Here is a 19,276-nt window from a genome sequence, read left to right on the forward strand (position 1 = left end):
TGGTCCCCTATCCGAACGACCCGCAGGACCAACGATCGCAGACAAGTACCCCCCTCCGGGCAGACCAGGCAAACCATGGACCTGATCGTTATTGGTGCGGTGTGAACCGTACGAACATGGCTTTGAAGCCCGGGGTGTTGGATTCGCGCGCGACGTTTTCCTTGTGGACCAGGGCGTTGGCTTCGGGGAAGTACGCCGCGGCGCAGCCCTTCGCGGTGGGGTAGGCGACGAGCCGGAATTTCGCAGCGTGCCTGTCGACTCCCTGGAAGGTGCTGATCACGTCCACGAGGTCGCGGTCCCGGAAGCCCTGCTCGGCGAGGTCTTCGGGGTGGACCAGGATGACCCGGCGGCCGTCGGAAATGCCCCGGTACCGATCATCCACGCCATAGAACGTGGTGTTGTACTGGTCGTGGCTGCGGATGGTCTGCAGCACCAGGTGGCCTTGGGGCGGGGTGAGGTACTCCAGCGGGGACACGGTGAACCGGCCGCGGCCGATGTCCGTGGCAAAGGAGCGGGTGTCGCGGGGCGGGTTGGGCAGCACGAAACCGTTCCTGGTCCGGACCCGGGTATTGAACTCCTGGAACCCCGGGATGACCCGGGAGATGTGGTCCCGGATCACGTCGTAGTCCTCGGCCATCGCTTTCCAGTCCACCGGATGCTCAGGGCCGAAGGTGGCTTCGGCCATCCGCGCGATGATCACCGGCTCGGCGAGCAGGTGCTCGGAGACCGGCTGCAGCCTGCCCTGGGTGGAGTGCACCACGGACATCGAGTCCTCCACGGAGAGGAACTGGGCACCCTTGGGGTGCTTGTCGTCCTTGTCCGTGCGGCCCAGCGCGGGCAGGATCAGCGAAGTCCGGCCATGCACAATGTGGGACCGGTTGGGCTTCGTGGACACATGCACCGTCAACCCGATCCGCTGCATCCCGGCTTCCAGGGCCTCGGTGTCCGAGCAGGCCAGGGAGAAGTTCCCGCCCATCGAGATGAACACGTCCACCTCGTCGCGCTCGAACGCCTCCATCGCCTCGACAGCGTCAACACCGTGTCCGCGCGGGGACACGATCCCGAACTCGGCATCGAGGGCTTCCAGCAGCCATTCCTTGGGCTTCTCCCAGATCCCCATGGTCCGGTCGCCCTGCACATTCGAGTGGCCCCGCACCGGGCAGGCTCCGGCGCCGGGCTTGCCGAAATTGCCCTGCAGGAGCAGGACGTTGACCATTTCCTTGATCGTGTCCACTGAATGCGGCTGCTGCGTCACGCCCAGCGCCCAACAGAAAATGGTCGCCTTGGATGCCACCAGCATGGACGCCACGGACTCGATCTCGGCCCGGGACAGGCCGGTGGCCTGCTCGGTCTCCGCCCAGTCCAGCTCCCTGCGCGCCTCACGATAGGCGTCGAACCCGTCGGTCTGGGCGTCGATGAAGGAACGGTCGACGACGGATCCGGGGTTGCGGTCTTCCTCGGCGAGCAGCAGGTGGCCCAGTGCCTGGAACAAGGCCAGGTCCCCGCCGACCTTGATCTGCAGATACTCATCAGCCAGCGGCGTGCCCCCGCCGACCATACCGGACACGGTCTGAGGGTCCCGGAAGTTGAACAAACCGGCCTCCGGCAGCGGGTTCACCGCCACCACCTTGCCGCCCTTGTCCTTGCACTCCTTCAACGCCGAGAGCATCCGCGGATGATTCGTCCCCGGGTTCTGCCCCACCACAAGAATCAGCTCCGCGTCATGGATGTCATCCAAAGACACCGTGCCCTTGCCGATCCCGATCGTCGGATTCAACGCCGACCCCGAGGACTCATGGCACATGTTCGAACAATCCGGCAGGTTGTTCGTGCCCAGCGACCGGGCGAACAACTGATACATAAACGCTGTCTCGTTCGCCGTCCGCCCGGACGTATAGAAGACACAACGGTCCGGGGAGGAAGCCCGGACATGCTCTCCGATCAGTTCGAACGCATCAGCCCAGGAAATCGGCGAATAATGCGTCTCCCCCTCCCGGATCACCACCGGCTCACTCAACCGGCCCTGGTTCCCCAACCAGTACTCCGTTTTCTCCGACAGTTCAGCGATGGAATGCTGCGCCCAGAACTCGGCGCCGACTGTGCGCAGCGTGTTCTCCTCGGCCACAGCCTTCGCGCCGTTCTCGCAGAATTCGGCAACCTTGCGCTTCTTATCCGACTCCGGCCACGCACAGCCCGGGCAATCAAAACCACCGCGCTGGTTCAACCTCATCAGGGACTGTGCCGTCCGGGTCACCCCGGCCTGCGCCACCGCCCGCTCCAAAGCCACCATCACGGCCTTGACCCCGGCAGCCTCCGTCTTCGGCTTATGGACCGCCAGGTCGTCCTCATTGATGTCTGCTATCGGCGCCGGCTGCTTTCCAAACTTCATGGGTGTCCTAACTGCACGTGTTTTCGCCTGACTCGTCACTCGCTGGAGTGCAGACGGCCCACCGGCCCCGCATCGGCTGCGTGATGATTGGGCCCGGTGGCTGCACCAATAATCGGGACTGAGGTACTAAACGAAATGACGGGAGAGAATCAGGTGCTCTTCGACTCGGAGGTTGAATCGGTGGCGAGAGCCTCACGGGAGGAGGCAAAGACGTGATTCCTCATTGCGGATTCAGCGCCGAAGGGGTCCTTGTGCTCGATCATCTTCAGGACCGCGCGGTGTTCCTGGGTAGAGGCGGCAATCCTGCCCGGATGTTCTACCGTGCGGAGGACCAGCCGCTGATAAGCCAACTGGTTCATGAGGCGCTCATAGTGCTCGACAAGCTTGAAATTGTCCGAGCCTCGCACGATGGCCCAATGGAACTCATGCACCAGACGAGCATAAGCTTCCTTATCGCGGGACTGAGCCGCGGCCTCTGAATCGTCCAGGTTCCGGCGAAGAATTCCCAGCTCACGAACTTCCCCTCGCCGGGCCAGCAGCGACGCGGCCAAACCCTCAAGGGATTCCTTTAACTGGAAAAGCTCGATGATCTCCCTGCGCGTTGGTTCCCGGACGAAGCTTCCCACCTTGGGCCGGATCTCAACGAGGCCTTCGTGCTGCAACTGCTTGAGGGCTTCGCGCACCGGGGTCCGGCTAACGTCGAACTCCTGGGCAAGGTACGCCTCGGGAAGGTTGGCACCGGGGGGAAACTCGCCGCTCAGGACGAGGTTGCGGATCCGATCCAGCAGCGCGGCCTGGTCGCCTTTTTCTGGGCTGAGAAGATCTTGCATGCAACAAGCCTACGTTGTATACAAGAGCACGTCAAAGGCAAAATGGGACTCATCGTCAAATCACAGTAATTCCTAGGGTTTTTGCGGTTTTGCCAAACCGTATTGACGTACACGTGTGAGCTGGCTTACCGTCGTTAGCATGCAACAGACTTCTCAAAAACTTAAAACATCGGATTGGCTCGCTGCTTGGAACGATGGTGACCTGAGCGCGCTCGATAGCCTGATGGCCGACGATTACACCCGTACCAGCAAGGCGACCGGAGCTGTGGTGGACTTGGCCGGCCTCAAGGCGGAAATTGATGGCGTTCGGCAAGCCTTTCCCGATCTGCACACCACGATTGATGACGTCGTCGAAGGCGAAGACACCGTCGCCCTTTTTTGGACATCTGCTGGCACCCACAGCCACGAATACCTGGGGGTTCCGGCCACCGGTCTTACCGTGACCACACGCGGTTCGAACATCGTGTCGCTCCAGGACGGAAAGATCCTGAAGGAGTCAGTGACCTGGGACGGCAGCGAACTGCTTGCCGGCCTTGGAATTCTCCCCTTGCGGGGAATCGCGACACCCCAGATCCCCGAGACGCAGAGCGAAGGCGCTGAACCTGACATGGAGATCATGAAGGCGTTCAACCGGCAGTTCGTCACGGGCGTCACTGTGGTGACCACTAAGGACGGCGATAAAGCCAGGGGCCTGGCCGTCAACGCATATTGCTCCGTGTCCCTTGAGCCTCCAATCGTCCTCGTTTGCGTCCAGAAAAGCTCAAGCACCTACCCTGCATTGTTCTCCTCCAGCCATCTCGGCATCAACATCCTCGGAGCATCACAGCGCTCCACGGTAGGCGTTTTCGCCTCGAAGTCTACGGATAAGTTCGCCGAGCTGGATTGGCATGAGGGACCAAACGGAAGTCCCCTTCTGGACGGTTCGGCAGCTTCCATCGAAGCCGAGATTCAGGAAAGGTTCCAGGCGAAGACCCATACCGTCTTCATCTGTCGAGTCCGGCACGCCGAAGTCGGCGATACGGCCCCGATGGTCTATAAGGCCGGTGGGTTCTACGATGGCGCCGGCCTCGCCGAACTCTAATCGCTGAGATGAGTCAGCAGGGTCTACCCAGATGGGCAGTGCGACGGGTCAGTGCGCTGCCCCAGGTCGAACGTGAGGCTGGCAAGCCGAGGATCAGTTCAATGGAAGTCGTACGACGAACCGGCCTGAACGTACACTTGGCCCGTCGATGCCTGGCGCGTCTCAGCGTGCCCCCTCCTCACACGTCCGACACGACCGCCCGGGAATGCTAGACCGACGATCACAGAAGGAATTTGGCACCCCCGGCGGCTGATTCCACCACAGGGCAAAACTATGGCCACATCCACCCACGGATGGGCGGCCCAGTGTTGTCGCCGCTACCACTCGCCCCCTTCAACCACCCCGGGTTCAACCCCTTTATGCCCCACATCGACTAGAGAGGCAGTTATATGAGCATCACGGAACAGGCACCCGCGTCCACCGGTATTAAGGACAGGATCGCCGAGGTCCTGGAGAAGACCCCGAAAGGGCTGCTGATTAACGGGCAGTGGCGAGCGGCGTCCGACGGAGGCATGTTCGACGTCGAGAACCCGGCCACCGGTGAGATCATCGCGACGCTGGCTTCGGCGACCCGGCAGGACGCCCAAGCGGCGATGGATGCCGCCGCAAACGCGCAGGAGGCGTGGGCCCGAACCCCTGCCCGGAGCCGGTCACAGATCCTGCATAGCGCCTTCGACCTTGTTCAGGAGCGCAGGGACGACCTGGCGCTGCTTATGACCTTGGAGATGGGCAAGCCTTTCGCCGAGGCCCTGGGCGAGGTTAAGTACGGGGGTGAATTCCTGCGGTGGTTCTCCGAGGAGGCTGTGCGTGATTACGGTCGTTATGCGGACACCCCTGAGGGCAACCTGCGGATGCTGGTGTCCCGCAAGCCGGTGGGTCCGTGTCTGCTGATTACCCCGTGGAACTTCCCCCTGGCGATGGCCACCCGCAAGGTCGCTCCCGCAGTAGCTGCAGGGTGCACCATGATCCTCAAGCCGGCCCGGCTGACCCCGCTGACATCCCAGTACTTCGCCCAGATCATGATCGACGCGGGGATTCCGGCCGGCGTACTCAACCTGGTTCCTTCGGCGTCAGCTTCGGCGGTGTCAGAGCCCATCATGGCCGACCCGCGACTTCGCAAGGTCTCCTTCACCGGCTCCACCCCTGTGGGGAAACAGCTGATGCGGGCCGCCACCGATAATGTGCTGCGCACCTCCATGGAGTTGGGCGGCAACGGACCCTTGATCGTCTTCGAGGATGCCGACGTCGATAAGGCCGTCGCCGGGGCGATGGCCGCGAAGATGCGCAACATGGGCGAGGCCTGCACCGCCGCCAACCGACTGATCGTCCATGAGTCAGTGGCCGACGAGTTCATCGAAAAGCTCGCCGCGAAGATGGCCGCCCTCACTGTTGGCAACGGCGTCGAGGAGGGGGTGAACGTCGGTCCGATGGTAGAGGCCAAGGCGCGGGACTCCGTCGAGGAGCTCGTGAACGACGCCGTGAAACGAGGCGCGAGGATCGTCGTCGGAGGTAGGCGAATCGACGGGCCCGGATACTTCTTCCAGCCCACGCTCCTGGCAAATGTTCCCGGCCATGCACGAGTGGTACGCGAGGAGATCTTCGGCCCGGTCGCCCCAGTGATGACCTTCGCAGACGAGGACGAGGCCGTTCAGCTGGCCAACTCCACCGAGTATGGGCTTGCCTCCTACGTGTTCACCGAGAACATCTCCCGCGGCCTGCGCATCGGCGACCGCATCGAGTTCGGGCTCATGGGCCTCAACGTCGGGGTAATCTCCAACGCTGCCGCCCCTTTCGGCGGCGTGAAGCAGTCCGGCTTGGGCCGCGAGGGCGGAGCCGAAGGCATCGCCGAATACACCACTACCCAGTACATCGGCGTCGAGCACCCCTGGGCCTGACACAGGACCCTCACTCGCACGGGACGGGAATTAAGCCCGAAACGGACCGGCCTTTGGGCCGGTCCGCTTCGTGTTCCCCGGCAAAGGCAGCTAACAGCCCTGAGATGCAAAATCGACAGGGCGTGAGCAGACCGACGGTTATATAATTGGTCGCGCGTGAGGCGCTGGCGGACCGCGTCTGTGGCAGTCCGGCTGGAGCCGCGCTTAGCGCTCGATACTTGTCAGTGCAATCTTGGCTCCGGAACGACCAGCGACGATCGCCACACAGTGACGGGTGCGCTTTCAACAGGTTCAAGATGGACTTTGCCGCCCAATTCCACGACCTTTTTAAGGGCCTCATCAAGATTCCACGACCTTTTTAAGGGCCTCATCAAGATTCCGCGACCTTTGTAAGGGTGTCATCAAGATTATCGAGTTCGAAATAGAGGACGATGTCCCCTGTTTCAGCACGCCGATCACGGGTGCAAAACCGCGTTCAAGGTCGCAAATCCGCCCTCAACGTTCCTCGCCCGGAAACAGGTATGGAAGCCGGCGCTCGTCTCGAAACCAAAGACCCCCTCGTAAAAGGCCGCCGAGCGAGCAGGGTCCGTCGCTGCTGGTCTAAGAATGCGAGACCGACTTCCACATCCAGGGGTTTCCGTGTTCTGGGACCGGGATTGCGCTCTGACCGGAAGATCCGTCGGGACAGAGGGCGGAAACACGTTCTCCAGGCTGTGAACGCGGTTTTCTTCGGGCTTTCGTTTCGAAGCTGACAAAGGTTTACGGCCAATCTGGCATGGAGGAATCTGTCCGGGTGTCCGCGTTGGAGCGTTCGGGTCGCCTAGCAAAGACTAAGCCCGGGCAACCGACGGGTTGCCCGGGCGTAGTAACGGAGGGTCTGCGTATTACGGCAGTTCGGTGAGGGCACCGCCATCGTAAAAGCGGGCTGCCCGATACACGATCGGCTCCTTCTCCCCCACTACAACGTGACGGACTCGGCCGATGAAGACTGTGTGGGTCTTGGCTTGGAACCGTTCACGGATTTCAGCCTCCAGGGATGCTGATGCTCCCTCGATCAGTGGCGAACCATGAGGAGCGGGAGTCCACACCACCTGAGCGAACTTGTCCTCTCCCTTTCCTGCGAAGATTCCCACGATGTCCTTCTGGTCATTCGCCATGATGTTGATACCCAAATGCGTGGCAGCGAAGAGGGAAGGGTGGGTCGATGAACTGTGCTGGACACAGACCATGACGACCGGTGGATCATAAGAGATGGAGGCGTAGGCGTTGACGCACAGCCCCCGTGGCTGGCCGCCATCCATGGTGGTGACGACAGTGACGCCGGTGACGAACTGCTTGTTGAAAGCACGGACGAGCGTCGGGTCAACGTCGGAGGTGGCGGGGGTGATTGTCTGGTTCATTCGGACTCCAGTGAAATGATGCCGAGCGCGGAGAGGAGCTGCCGCGGATCCCAGGTGACGTTTTCTTCGACCAGGCTCCCATTGCGGAAAATGCAGTGGTTGGACCCGAACGTTTCGACGGAACGCCGGGTGGGCGGGACCCCAAGGAATTCATTCTGATGGGTACCGGTGCTGTGCCAGAAGATAGCCATCTGGTCACCCTCTTCGACGATTGCGTCGATTATGGTGGTCAGGTCCGGGAAAGCTGCGCGTGCGGACCTGATGGCCACGAGAAGCTCCGTAGCGGACTCGCTACGTCCCGACCCGGCCGAGCGGCGGCGGTATCCGGGGTCGAGCAGGGCTTCCAGGAGCGATGTATCTCCTTCGTTCCAGGCCGCTGCCCAGGCCCGGGTGACGGCTGCGGTCTTGGCGGAGAGGGTAATGGCCGTCGGTTCACCGCTGGTGGTCACCGTGCTCATCCGTCCTCATCCTTGCGTGGCGATGTCGGCGTCGTGGCGAGGATCTCCAGTGACTTCATAGCTAGGATTTCCGGGTCGCGGCGGAGCTCGATCATCAGGGAGACTGCCAGCATCACCACGATGATTGTGAATGGCGCAGCCGACAGAATGACAGCCTGCTGCAGGGCGGCTAGACCTCCTGCGAGCAGGAGCACGATGGCCGTGATGCCGGTAATTGCGCCCCACACAACGAGCACAGGGCGGCGCGGGGTCAGTACACCCTTCGTGGAGAGCATGCTGAGAACATAGGTGTTGGCGTCGGCGCCGGATACGAAGAAGAGCACGACGAGGATGATTGTGACGGCTGAGGTGATGGCCGGCAGGGGCAGTTGGCCAAGCATGGCAAAGAATGCCGAGTTCACGTCGCTGGAAGCCGCTTTACCGATAGCTCCGTCACCGGTCATGTCGCTGTGGATCGCGGTGCCACCGAAGACCGTGAACCAGATGAAGAAGACGAGGCTCGGGACGCCCAGAACGCCTACGATGAACTGTCGGATGGTGCGTCCACGGGAGATCTTCGCCAGGAAGACACCGACGAAGGCGCCCCAGGCGATCCACCAGGCGAGCATGAAGTATGTCCACCACTGCATCCACTGCAGCTCGGTTCCGGACTGCGGCGTGATGAGGCTCATGGAGATGAAGTCATTGAGGTAGCGGCCGATGGATTCGAAAAACAGGTTGCTAATGAAATTGGTGGGACCAACGAAGAGGACGAAAAGCAGGAGACCGACGGCCAGGACCATGGTGGTCTGGCTGATGTAGCGGATTCCGCGGTGGACTCCGCTCAGGGCCGAGGCAGTGAACATGACGGTGATAACGGCGATGATGCCGATCTGCATCCAGGTTCCGCCGGGCAGTCCCCAGAGGCTCTGGGTCCCGTTGTCTATCTGTGCGGCGCCTAGGCCGAGGGAGGTCGTCGTACCAAAGAGGGTGGCGATGATCACGAGGATGTCGATGGCTTTGCCGCCCCAGCCGTCGGCAGCTTTGCCCAGGATCGGACGAAGCATCGTGGAGACGAGCGCTCCGCGGTTCAGCCTGTGGGTGGAGTAGCCGATGGCCAGGCCGAACACTGCGAACACTGCCCAGGCGTGAATGCCCCAGTCGAAGAAGCTGAACTGCATTGCACGTACGGCAGCCTCACGGGTTCCTGCTTCCGCGAGCCCGTGGGGCGGGGTGACGAAATGGGAGATCGGTTCGGCGACACCGTAGCTGATGAGGCCGACGCCCATCACCGCGGAGAGGATCATGGCCAGCCAAGCGTAGGTGGGGTAATCCGGGCGTGAGGTGGAAGGCCCGAGCCGGAGGGCGCCGAAGCGGCTGAACATGATGTACACGAGCAGGCCAACGAGCCCCAGGGTGACCACCAGGTAACCCCAGCCGACAGATCCGGTGATCCAGTTCAGGGCGCCGGTCATGGTGGCGTTGAGGTTTTCGGTGAATACCGTGGCCCAGATGACGAAGGCTGCGATGAGCCCTATGGAGATCCAGAAGACGGATCCGAGGCGCTGGGGGCGGGAAACGGGAGAGGGAGCGTCGCTCATGGCCTCAACGGGCGCTGGCGGAACGCTGGTGGATGTCTGTTCCATACAACAAAACGCTAGGCGCCCGCTGCGGGTCCGTCAAGAGATTCCGGATTAAATATGTGGCTTGGATCATAAATCCCCTCCTGTAGCCCTTATTTTCCAAGGTAATCTAAACAGTCACCGGAAGAAGATCGCCAACTTGCCGCCGTTGCTTGACGCTGTTGAAAGTGTGCGTGTAGCGTTATCTACCATGCAAGAGAGTTTAGGAACGGCCGCTTCAGCCGAGGTTCTTCAGCTTCCGGTCGCTCCGCTTCTGGACCGGCTGCGCGAACTGGTGCTCAGCGGCGACTACCCTGCCGGCGCCGCTGTGAGTGAGACGCTCCTCGCCCAGGAATTCAATGTCAGCCGCACGCCGATTCGTGAGGCGCTGAAGCAGTTGCAGGCCGAGGGCCTCGTGGAGATCCGCCCAAAGGTGGGCACGTTCGTGCGGGAACCCAGCCGCCGCGAAGTCGTCGAGATGTTTCAGGTCAAGGAGATCCTGGAGGGACTGGCGGCAGGCTTGATGGCCCGCCGCGGCGCGGTGCCCCAACTGGAGCTACTCGAGGAGAATATCGAAGCGTCAGAGATGGCCGCACAGAACGGCGATTCCGAGACTTATGCGCGCCTGGTGCATGAATTCCACCAGCTCATCGTCGACGGCAGCGACCATCTCAAGCTTGGGGAACACTACCGGACCCTCATGAACCAACTTGCCTACCACCGCCTGGTGACCACCTCGATCGCCCACCCGGGACGGATGCCGCGCTCGGTTGCAGAGCACCGCAAGGTGGTTGCCATGATCCGTGCCAAGGATGCCATGGGCGCTGAGTGGGCGATGCGCGACCACGTTGTTACCTCGGCCCGCGAGGTCTCGACAGAACACACAAATGCTGACGGCTGAAATGCCGGGTCTACTTCCAACAACGTCAAGGAGCTAGTTAATGATGAACGACCAAAGGCTCGGCATCCGCAAGATCGTCTACTACGCCGAGGAGATCCTCCTCGAAAACGGGCTTTCCCCCGCTGTCCCGGCCGTGCGCGCGACGGCAGCCGCCGTCGTCGCCAACCCTTGGGTAGGCGGAAAGGCGACCGACGATCTCAGTGAGGAAGTAGTACAGCTCGCCCCGGTACTGGCCCGGAAACTTACCGACGTACTTGCGTCCAACCTCGGCGGCGTGGAGGCAATCCAGGCCTTCGGCAAGGCAGCGATAGTGGGCACGGACGGCGAAATCGAACACGGCGCCGCCCTCATACACACACCCTTCTTCGGCAACCTCGTCCGCGAATACTTCGAAGGGGAATCGATCATCTGCTTCGCCGATGACCGGGCCGACGCCGGCGCCTCGCTCGTCGTACCCCTCTGGCACAAGAATTCCGCAGCAACACGAACGCATTACCAGACCATCACCACACGAATCGGCGACGCACCACGGGCCGGAGAGATCGTCGTCGTCCTCGGCGCATCAACCGGGCCCCGCCCGCACTCGCGCATCGGCGACCGCCTCACCGATCCCATCGTTAAAGCAGACACAGTAGGAGAACTGATTTCATGACCATCCGCAAAATCGTCACACTGACAGAAGACGTCCTGACAGAAGGCGGCCGTGAGGTAACGCCATCGGCCCGTGTGGCCGTGGTCGCCGCCATCATCAAAAACCCATGGGCCGGGCAAGGCTTCGTCGAGGACCTCTCTGCCGGCATTGACGGCAACGCATCCGACATCGGCGCGCTGCTCGCCCCCCGCGTGCTCGAAGCCCTCGGCGCCCCGGCCGAAGCGTACGGCAAGGCCGCCATCGTCGGTCTGAACGGCGAAATCGAGCATGGTTCCGGACTGATCCACACGCTGGCCTTTGGCAATCACTTCCGGGACGCCGCCAATGCCACCACGCTCTTGCCGGCGGTGGAAAAGCGCGGCCCGGCCGGTGTTGTCTTCGACATCCCGCTCAAGCACATCACCGACGCAACCATCCGCTCCCACCACCAGAGCATCGAGGTGAGGATCAACGACGCACCGCACGCCGATGAAATCGTGATCGCCCTCGCCGCTGCGGCCCAGGGACGGCCCCAGCAACGCCTGGCAGCGTTCTCCACCGAAGCGAAGTAGGTGACAACCGTCGTGAGCCGCGACCGCATAGCACTCATCCACGGCGTCGGCCTCGACGGGTCGATGTGGAGGCCCCTCCTCGATTTCCTCGAACCGGAGTACGACGTTCAAATCCTTGAACTCCTGGGGCACGGACGCCGCGAGCAAGCCGCTCCTGAAGGGGTCACACTTGCCGAGCTGGCGGCGGACATTGCCGAAAAACTCGAACCGGATACGCATCTGGTGGGGTTCTCACTTGGCGCCCTCGTGGCGCAGCATCTGGCCAGGTTCAGGCCAGACCTCGTTGCCAGCCTGGTCTCGGTGGGCTCAGTATGCGCGCGTACCGCCGATGAACACGCGGCAGTCATGCTGCGCCTGGCGGCAGCGGAATCCGATTTTCCGGCAACAGTTGAAGCATCAATCCGCCGGTGGTACCCGGAAGGGACCTCCGTCCCGAGGGAGCTGATCGAGTCGACCAGGGAAGTCCTGCTCAAGAACGACCCGCAGTCCTTCCTGGCCTGTTACCGCATATTCGCAACCGCCGACGCGGAAATCGCCCCCGAACTACCCCTGATCACCGTTCCTTCCCATGCCGTGACCGGTGAGCTGGACCCGGGGTCGACACCCGAGATGAGCGTCCGGCTGGCAGCAGCCATCCCTGGCTGCACCTATTCCATCATCAGCGGCGCCCGACACATGATGCCGGTTGAACGTCCCCAAGAGCTCGCCAACACCCTCACCGCCTTCATCAAGGAGCATTCAAATGTCCGTTGAACGCCGCTACAACCACTTCATTAATGGGGAGTGGGTCCCGCCGTCCAGCGGGGACTACTTTGACAGCACGAACCCGGCCACCCTCGACGTGCTCTACCAGGCCGCGCGCGGAAACGAAGCTGACGTGGCCCGCGCCGTCTCAGCGGCGGCCGCAGCCTTCGAAAATCCCAACTGGAGAAACCTCAGCCAGACCAAACGCGGGCACCTGCTCCGCCGTCTGGGGGATCTGGTGGGAGAGCACGCCGACGAACTCGCCCGCATGGAAAGCCAGGACAACGGCAAGCTGCTCAGGGAGATGCGTGCCCAACTGGCGGCCATGCCGGAGTACTACTACTACTACGCCGGACTGGCCGACAAGATCCAGGGCGATACCATCCCCGGTTCCACGCCGGCAATCCTCAACTACACACTGAGGGAACCTCTGGGCGTAGTCGGTGCCATCACGCCGTGGAACTCTCCGCTTACTCTGACCACGAGCAAGCTCGCGCCGGCACTCGCCGCAGGCAACACCATCGTCATCAAACCATCCGAGTACACTTCGGCCACCGTCCTCCGCCTGGCGGCGCTGGCCGATGAAGCAGGGTTCCCCGCCGGCGTGATCAACGTCGTCACGGGATTCGGCGCAGAAGCCGGTGCAGCTCTCGTGGATGACGCTCGTTTGGCGAAGATTTCGTTTACCGGCAGCACCTCCACAGGTGCGCGCATCGCCTCGACGACCGCATCCCGCTTCATAGGCTCCACCCTGGAACTGGGCGGCAAGTCACCGAACATCGTCTTCGCCGACGCGAATGTAGCGAACGCCTCCATGGGCGTAGTCGCCGGCATATTTGCCGCCGCCGGCCAGACCTGCATCGCCGGAAGCCGCGTCTTCGCCCACAAATCCATCTACGACGAACTGCTCGAACGTGTCGCCAACCGTGCCCGCAGCATCGTGATCGGCGATCCCCTGCTCGACGCAACGGAACTGGGTCCGCTCGCTTTCCAGGACCAGCGTGACAAAGTCGCCAGCTACGTTGACCTCGGCGTGTCAGAAGGCGCTACGGTCCTTACTGGTGGAGGACGCCCCAACATCCCCCTCGGCGGCTACTTCTTCGAACCCACCGTGCTGACCGACGTCGACAATTCCATGCGCGTCGTCAGGGAAGAGATCTTCGGCCCCGTCGCCGCGATCATGCCCTTCGAGACGGAGGAAGAGGTGCTTCGGCTCGCCAACGACACCACGTACGGCCTCGCCGCCGGCGTCTGGACCACCAACCTGGCCCGGGCGCACAGGATGGCCAGCCGCCTGGAAGCAGGAACGGTGTGGGTCAACACCTACCGTGCCATGTCTCCGGCGTCCCCGCGCGAAGGTTTCAAGACCAGCGGCGTCGGTGTCGAACACGGGGTGGAGAGCATCCGCGAATACACCAGGCTCAAGAGCATCTGGATCAACACCGACGAATCCCCCATCGCCGACCCCTTCATCATGCGGAGCTGAACACCTTGCCTCTTATCGAAGTTTCGATCGCCCGGGGCCGGACCCCTGAGCAGCTCCGCTCGCTCATCGGCGCACTTCACCGCGCCGCCGAGACGTCTGTCGGCGCCGTACCGGAAAACACCACCGTCATCATCCGCGAAATTGAACACGAACACTGGTCCCGCGGCGACCGGACCATCGCCGAACGCAACACCGCCGCCCAGGCAGCTGCGGGCACCCATCAAGCGTCTGCCAACGTCAGCGCAGAACGAAGGAGTCAGTAATGCGCTTTTCCCTCTTCGTCCACATGGAGCGCTGGGACGAGACCGTCTCACACCGCGAATGCTTCGAGAACCTCACGGAACTTGCCCTCATCGCCGAGGCCGGAGGCTTCAGCACCGTCTGGATCGGTGAGCACCACTCGATGGAGTACACCATCTCCCCCAGTCCCATGCCCCAGCTCGCCTACCTGGCAGCGCGCACCTCGCGCATCCGCCTGGGTGCCGGAACGATCATCGCGCCCTTCTGGAACCCGCTCCGCGTAGCGGGCGAGACGGCGCTCCTGGACGTCATCAGCAACGGCCGGATGGAAGTGGGACTGGCACGCGGTGCCTACCAGTTCGAGTTCGACCGCCTCATGGGCGGCATGTCCGCAGTCGACGGCGGCAAGCATCTGCGCGAAATGGTCCCGGCCGTACGCGCACTTTGGGAAGGTGACTACGCACACGACGGCGAGATCTGGCAGTTCCCCACCTCCACCAGCGTACCCAAGCCCCTGCAGAAACCGACGCCGCCCATGTGGATCGCCGCCCGCGACATCTCCTCACATGAGTTCGCCGTCGCCAACGGCTGCAACGTAATGGTGACACCGCTCATGAAGGGCGACGAAGAGGTCGAAGACCTCGCACGCAAATTCGACACCGCTGTAGGCAACAACCCCGGAGTCCCCCGCCCGGACCTCATGGTGCTCCGCCACACCCACGTCCACCCCGCAGACGAACCCGAGGGATGGCGGCGTCCGGCCGAGGGCATCCAGAAGTTCTACAGGACCTTTGATGCCTGGTTCGGCAACAAGACCACTCCGAAAAACGGCTTCCTCGAACCCAGCCCTGCCGAGAAGTTCGCAGACCGCCCGGAGTTCACGCCAGAGTCCCTCCACCAGACGGCGATGATCGGCACACCTGATGAGGTGATCGAGCGGCTCCGCCACTACGAGGCACTCGGCGTGGACGAGTTCAGCCTCTGGTCCGACAACAGCCTGACCCATGAGGAGAAGAAACGCTCGCTCGAGCTCTTCATCGAGCACGTCGTGCCGGCCTTCCAGGAGCAGCCCGCATCCGCGGCACGTTGATGTCAACTGGTGGCTGAGCCAGGACAAGTTCCGGTGCACTGCAGGCTTGACGTAGGCCGGTGATGACTCACCAAACCGACTACAGCCTGCAGTGCACATCCGGATGCGCCTGTGCGGCATTGCACCCTTATTGGTCATCTGGCCGATATGGCCAGGAATCGAATGGGCAAGTCGAGTAGCTCCAGCGGACCGTGCGGCCCCTCCCCGTCGAGCAGGAGGGAGTCGCCGGCCTCCATCGTGTATTCATAGGCGCCGTGCCCGTAGACCATCTTGCCGGAGAGCATGTAGATAAATTCCGTGCCCGGATGCTGGAACAACGGGAACACGTCCGAGGCGTCCGTGAGCGTGACCAGCGTGGGTTCCAGGGCATCAGTTCGCCCCTTGAGAGTCCCGAGCACGCGGTATTCGTGGCCGTGTTGCGTCCCGCTCCTGACGGTCAGACTCCCTTGACCGCTCTTGGTGAAGGTGGCGTCCCGGTCCGTGTCGGCACCACGGAACAATGCCGTGACCGGGATTTTCAGCCCGTCGGCCAGCCGCTGCAGCGTCGTCAGGGAGCAGGACGTGCTCGCAGTTTCGATCTTGGAAATCATGGCCTTGGACAAGCCCGTCCGAAGTGCCAGTTCCGCTGCGGAGAGCTTGTTCACCGAGCGGTAATGCCGCACCTGCCGGGCGATGATCTGTTCCAGAGTGCCGACCTGTTCTCCCGGCTGAGGTTCCCCTGACCGCGGGCCCTCGGGCTGGGGGTCCCCGGACTGCGGCTGTCCGGACTGTGGGTCCTCGCTGGAGGCGTCGTCGGCGTGATTGGTCATAGGGCCATCCTAGGCGGGGACGATTGCACTAGCCGATTGCACCAGCCAATGGCACGCTGCTCCTTCAGCAGTCCGGAGAGGCACGCCCAACCGGCACCCACCACCACGTACTCGGAAGACCCCCGCATTGAAGACCCGGACATTACCGGGCCCCGGGAATCCAGCTGGTTCCGGCAAGGGGCACCCGGGCCATAGCAGCGGCCTCGATGGTCAGTGCCACCAGGTCCTCCGGTTCCAGGTTGCGCAGGTGCGACTTCCCGCAGGCCCGGGCGATGGTCTGGGCCTCCATCGTCAGGACACGCAGGTAGTTCGCGATGCGACGGCCTCCGGCAACGGGATCCAGGCGGGAGGACAGTTCCGGATCTTGGGTGCTGATTCCGGCCGGATCGCGGCCGTCCTGGAAGTCGTCATAGTAGCCGGCGGCAGAGCCCAGGGCGGCGTACTCCGCGGCGTAACGGGGATCATTGTCGCCGAGGGCGATCAGCGCCGCAGTCCCGATAGCCACCGCATCGGCACCCAAGGCCATGGCTTTGGCGACGTCGGCGCCCGTGCGGATCCCGCCGGAAACGATGAGCTGGACCTTGCGATGGACGCCAAGTTCCTGGAGGGCCTGGACAGCTTGCGGGATGGCGGCAAGGGTGGGGATGCCTACGTTTTCGATGAAGACCTGCTGGGTTGCCGCCGTGCCGCCCTGCATTCCGTCCACCACGATAACGTCGGCGCCGGACTTTACGGCCAGGGCGGTGTCGTAGTAGGGACGGGACGCGCCCACCTTGACGTAGATCGGCTTCTTCCAGTCGGTGATCTCGCGCAGTTCGCCGATCTTGATTTCCAGGTCGTCCGGCCCGGTCCAGTCGGGATGGCGGCTGGCTGAGCGCTGGTCGATCCCCACCGGGAGGGTGCGCATCCCCGCAACGCGTTCGGTGATCTTCTGGCCCAGCAGCATCCCTCCCCCGCCCGGCTTGGCGCCCTGGCCCAGGACGATCTCGATGGCGTCCGCCTTGCGAAGGTCATCAGGGTTCATCCCGTAGCGGGAGGGCAGGTATTGGTAGACCAGGTGTTTGGACTGTCCGCGCTCCTCGGGTGTCATGCCGCCGTCGCCCGTTGTTGTGGAAGTCCCAACCTCACTGGCGCCGCGGCCCAGGGCTTCCTTGGCGTTGGCCGAGAGGGCGCCGAAACTCATCCCGGCGATAGTCACGGGGGTCTGCAGGTGCAGCGGCTTGCTGGCATGCCGGTCGCCAAGGACGATGTCGGTATCGCACCTTTCGCGGTAGCCCTCCAGCGGGTAGCGGGACATGGAAGCGCCGAGGAAGAGCAGGTCGTCGAAATGCGGGACGCTGCGCTTCGCGCCCCAGCCGCGGATGTCGTAAACGCCGGTAGCGGCGGCGCGCTGGATGTCGGCGATGGTGGCGCGGTCGAAGGTGGCCGATTCGCGCAGGCCGAGTTCGCCGGGATGCCGGGCGGAGAGGGCTGCGTCGTGGGGCAGTGAAGTGACGGTCATGCTGTCCTCCTAGTAGGCGGTGGAGTTGTCGACGTGGAAGTGGTACAGGTTGCGGGCGGAGCCGTAGCGCTTGAACTCGGAGGGCTGCTCCGTGCGCCCGGCCGCGGCGAGCAGCTGGCCGAGTTCTTCGAGGTGTTCGCCCCCCATGGGCTTCTCCACGCAGTCAGCGCCCAGGGACGCGACGGTGCCTTTGACGTAGATGCGGGCCTCGTAGATGGAGTCGCCAAGCGCGTCTCCGGCGTCGCCGCAGACCACAAGTCGCCCGGCCTGGGCCATGAAGGCTGACATGTGCCCGATGCTGCCTCCGACTACGATGTCCACGCCCTTCATGGAGATGCCGCAGCGGGCGCCGGCGTTGCCGTCGATGACCACCAGGCCGCCGTGGCCGGTAGCGGCCGCGGACTGGGAGGCATCACCGGTAACGTGCACCGTTCCGGACATGATGTTCTCTGCAAGTCCGACGCCGGCATTGCCGCGGATGATGACGTCACCCTTCTGGTGCATCCCGGCGGCGTAGTAGCCCACATGGCCTTCGATCGTCACGCTGACGGGAGCGTCGATGCCGACCGCGATGCTGTGCTTTCCGTCCGAGTTGGTGACGGTCCACTCCCCCTGCACGTGGGGTTCGTGCAGTGCCTGGTTCAGGTCCCGGACAGTGGACTCGGCCAGGTCCACCAGCGTGGCTGTGGCCCCGGAAGCGGCTGGGACGTAGGCGGGGGTTTCGGTTCCGATCAGAGTGACCATGTGTAGACCTTTCCGGGTTCGGGTTCAAAGATTCGGGCGTTGTCGATGCGGGGCAGGGAGGCCAGGGCACGGTATTCGGAGGCCATGGCCACGTAGTCGTCCGTTTCGGCGATGATGGCGGGCTTGCAGGCGATGGGGTCGCGGACCACGGCCATGCTGTCGGCCGTGGTGACCACCAGGGTGTAGAAACCGTCGAAGACCTTACCGAGGTTGATCAGGGCTGTTTCGAGGTCGTCGCCCTGCTCCAGGCGTGAGGCGATGAAGCGGGCGCCCACCTCGGTGTCGTTGTCCGAATCGAACACCACTCCCCGGCGCTTGAGCTCCCGTCGGATGGTGGCGTGGTTGGAGAAGGAGCCGTTGTGCACCAGGCAGAGGTCGTCAGCCACGGAGAAGGGGTGCGAGCCGCCGGCGGTGACGGCGGATTCGGTGGCCATCCGGGTGTGGGAAAGGCCCTGGCTGCCGGCCATGTTTTCCAGGCCGTGTTCGGCGGCGATCTCCATGGGATGGCCGACGCTCTTCATCACGGCCACGTGTTCGCCGCGTCCGATGATGGTGGACTTCGGCAGGGCCTCCTTGACCGCCTTCATCAGGAGCGGGGTCTCGACGGCGGAGCTCACCAGAGTTGTGTCGCCCACCACCTGGACCCTGGTACTTGCGGCGTCGGGGAGCAGGCGTGCCAGGGAGGTTTCGATGTCGGCGAGGGCCGCGCCCTGCTCTTTGCCTAGGAGGCTGAGGGTCGCCTGACCCGGCGAGACCAGGCCGGGCGTGTTGTAGACGGCGAGACCGGCAGAGTCCGGTCCGCGATCAACGATCTGGCACATCATCGAGGACAGAAGGCTGCCCATGTGGGCGTGCAGCCCGGGATTGCGCAGCTGCAGTGCAGCGATTCCGCACATAGTGGATC

18 protein-coding genes are annotated in these 19,276 nt (G+C 63.2%); 9 read left to right on the forward strand and 9 right to left on the reverse strand.

Annotated features, from left to right (window positions below):
• Window positions 1–88 precede the first annotated feature (88 nt).
• Both J7E80_RS19220 and J7E80_RS19225 read right to left on the reverse strand, forming a co-directional pair.
• Window positions 89–2,389 (reverse strand): FdhF/YdeP family oxidoreductase, encoded by a 2,301-nt coding sequence (locus J7E80_RS19220; RefSeq protein ID WP_215053823.1) that lies wholly within the window; start codon window positions 2,387–2,389, stop codon window positions 89–91.
• Window positions 2,390–2,538: 149 nt separating this feature from the next.
• Window positions 2,539–3,219 carry a GntR family transcriptional regulator gene (locus tag J7E80_RS19225; protein ID WP_215053824.1) on the reverse strand — a complete coding sequence of 227 codons (681 nt, stop codon included), beginning with the start codon at window positions 3,217–3,219 and terminating at the stop codon, window positions 2,539–2,541.
• 139 nt (window positions 3,220–3,358) lie between these two features.
• Here J7E80_RS19225 and J7E80_RS19230 point away from each other — a divergent pair, with 139 nt between their 5' ends.
• Window positions 3,359–4,300 (forward strand): flavin reductase, encoded by a 942-nt coding sequence (locus J7E80_RS19230; RefSeq protein ID WP_215053825.1) that lies wholly within the window; start codon window positions 3,359–3,361, stop codon window positions 4,298–4,300.
• Window positions 4,301–4,689: 389 nt separating this feature from the next.
• Window positions 4,690–6,195: an NAD-dependent succinate-semialdehyde dehydrogenase gene (locus J7E80_RS19235; protein WP_215053826.1), complete on the forward strand. Its 1,506-nt coding sequence runs from the start codon at window positions 4,690–4,692 to the stop codon at window positions 6,193–6,195.
• A gap of 884 nt (window positions 6,196–7,079) precedes the next feature.
• Here J7E80_RS19235 and J7E80_RS19240 read toward each other — a convergent pair.
• The 3 genes from J7E80_RS19240 to J7E80_RS19250 are packed head-to-tail and all read right to left on the reverse strand — an operon-like array spanning window position 7,080 to window position 9,678.
• Complete coding sequence (locus tag J7E80_RS19240; RefSeq protein WP_215053827.1) at window positions 7,080–7,595, reverse strand: flavin reductase family protein; 516 nt, start codon at window positions 7,593–7,595, stop codon at window positions 7,080–7,082.
• Complete coding sequence (locus J7E80_RS19245) at window positions 7,592–8,053, reverse strand: ester cyclase (RefSeq protein ID WP_215053828.1); 462 nt, start codon at window positions 8,051–8,053, stop codon at window positions 7,592–7,594. The genes J7E80_RS19240 and J7E80_RS19245 overlap by 4 nt, the downstream gene beginning before the upstream one ends.
• Window positions 8,050–9,678 (reverse strand): BCCT family transporter, encoded by a 1,629-nt coding sequence (locus tag J7E80_RS19250; protein WP_215053829.1) that lies wholly within the window; start codon window positions 9,676–9,678, stop codon window positions 8,050–8,052. Before J7E80_RS19250 ends, J7E80_RS19245 begins: the two co-directional genes overlap by 4 nt.
• Before the next feature lie 187 nt (window positions 9,679–9,865).
• Here J7E80_RS19250 and J7E80_RS19255 point away from each other — a divergent pair, with 187 nt between their 5' ends.
• Genes J7E80_RS19255 through J7E80_RS19285 form a run of 7 tightly spaced genes read left to right on the forward strand, consistent with a single transcriptional unit; the run spans window position 9,866 to window position 15,318 of the window.
• The gene (locus J7E80_RS19255; RefSeq protein WP_215053830.1) at window positions 9,866–10,555 is read left to right on the forward strand and encodes a GntR family transcriptional regulator; all 690 of its coding nucleotides are present in this window, start codon (window positions 9,866–9,868) and stop codon (window positions 10,553–10,555) included.
• Window positions 10,556–10,595: 40 nt separating this feature from the next.
• Window positions 10,596–11,207 (forward strand): amino acid synthesis family protein, encoded by a 612-nt coding sequence (locus tag J7E80_RS19260; RefSeq protein WP_215053831.1) that lies wholly within the window; start codon window positions 10,596–10,598, stop codon window positions 11,205–11,207.
• The gene (locus J7E80_RS19265) at window positions 11,204–11,758 is read left to right on the forward strand and encodes an amino acid synthesis family protein (protein ID WP_215053832.1); all 555 of its coding nucleotides are present in this window, start codon (window positions 11,204–11,206) and stop codon (window positions 11,756–11,758) included. Before J7E80_RS19260 ends, J7E80_RS19265 begins: the two co-directional genes overlap by 4 nt.
• Before the next feature lie 12 nt (window positions 11,759–11,770).
• Complete coding sequence (locus J7E80_RS19270; protein WP_311380887.1) at window positions 11,771–12,511, forward strand: alpha/beta fold hydrolase; 741 nt, start codon at window positions 11,771–11,773, stop codon at window positions 12,509–12,511.
• Window positions 12,501–13,988, forward strand: a complete 1,488-nt coding sequence (locus tag J7E80_RS19275; RefSeq protein WP_215053833.1) for an aldehyde dehydrogenase — start codon at window positions 12,501–12,503, stop codon at window positions 13,986–13,988. The genes J7E80_RS19270 and J7E80_RS19275 overlap by 11 nt, the downstream gene beginning before the upstream one ends.
• 5 nt (window positions 13,989–13,993) lie before the next feature.
• Window positions 13,994–14,251, forward strand: a complete 258-nt coding sequence (locus tag J7E80_RS19280; protein ID WP_215053834.1) for a tautomerase family protein — start codon at window positions 13,994–13,996, stop codon at window positions 14,249–14,251.
• Window positions 14,251–15,318 carry an LLM class flavin-dependent oxidoreductase gene (locus tag J7E80_RS19285; RefSeq protein ID WP_215053835.1) on the forward strand — a complete coding sequence of 356 codons (1,068 nt, stop codon included), beginning with the start codon at window positions 14,251–14,253 and terminating at the stop codon, window positions 15,316–15,318. The genes J7E80_RS19280 and J7E80_RS19285 overlap by 1 nt, the downstream gene beginning before the upstream one ends.
• 134 nt (window positions 15,319–15,452) lie before the next feature.
• Here the strand turns inward: J7E80_RS19285 and J7E80_RS19290 are convergent, their stop codons facing one another.
• The 4 genes from J7E80_RS19290 to J7E80_RS19305 form a co-directional block, all read right to left on the reverse strand.
• Window positions 15,453–16,127, reverse strand: a complete 675-nt coding sequence (locus J7E80_RS19290; protein ID WP_215053836.1) for an XRE family transcriptional regulator — start codon at window positions 16,125–16,127, stop codon at window positions 15,453–15,455.
• A gap of 142 nt (window positions 16,128–16,269) precedes the next feature.
• On the reverse strand, window positions 16,270–17,628 hold the full coding sequence (locus J7E80_RS19295) for an FMN-binding glutamate synthase family protein (protein ID WP_215053837.1): 1,359 nt from the start codon (window positions 17,626–17,628) through the stop codon (window positions 16,270–16,272).
• Between the two features lie 9 nt (window positions 17,629–17,637).
• Complete coding sequence (locus tag J7E80_RS19300; RefSeq protein WP_215053838.1) at window positions 17,638–18,372, reverse strand: protein glxC; 735 nt, start codon at window positions 18,370–18,372, stop codon at window positions 17,638–17,640.
• Complete coding sequence (locus tag J7E80_RS19305; RefSeq protein ID WP_215053839.1) at window positions 18,360–19,268, reverse strand: glutamine amidotransferase; 909 nt, start codon at window positions 19,266–19,268, stop codon at window positions 18,360–18,362. The genes J7E80_RS19300 and J7E80_RS19305 overlap by 13 nt, the downstream gene beginning before the upstream one ends.
• Between the last annotated feature and the right edge of the window lie 8 nt (window positions 19,269–19,276).

This window comes from Arthrobacter sp. ISL-28, from assembly GCF_018613875.1.
GTDB lineage: Bacteria > Actinomycetota > Actinomycetes > Actinomycetales > Micrococcaceae > Arthrobacter.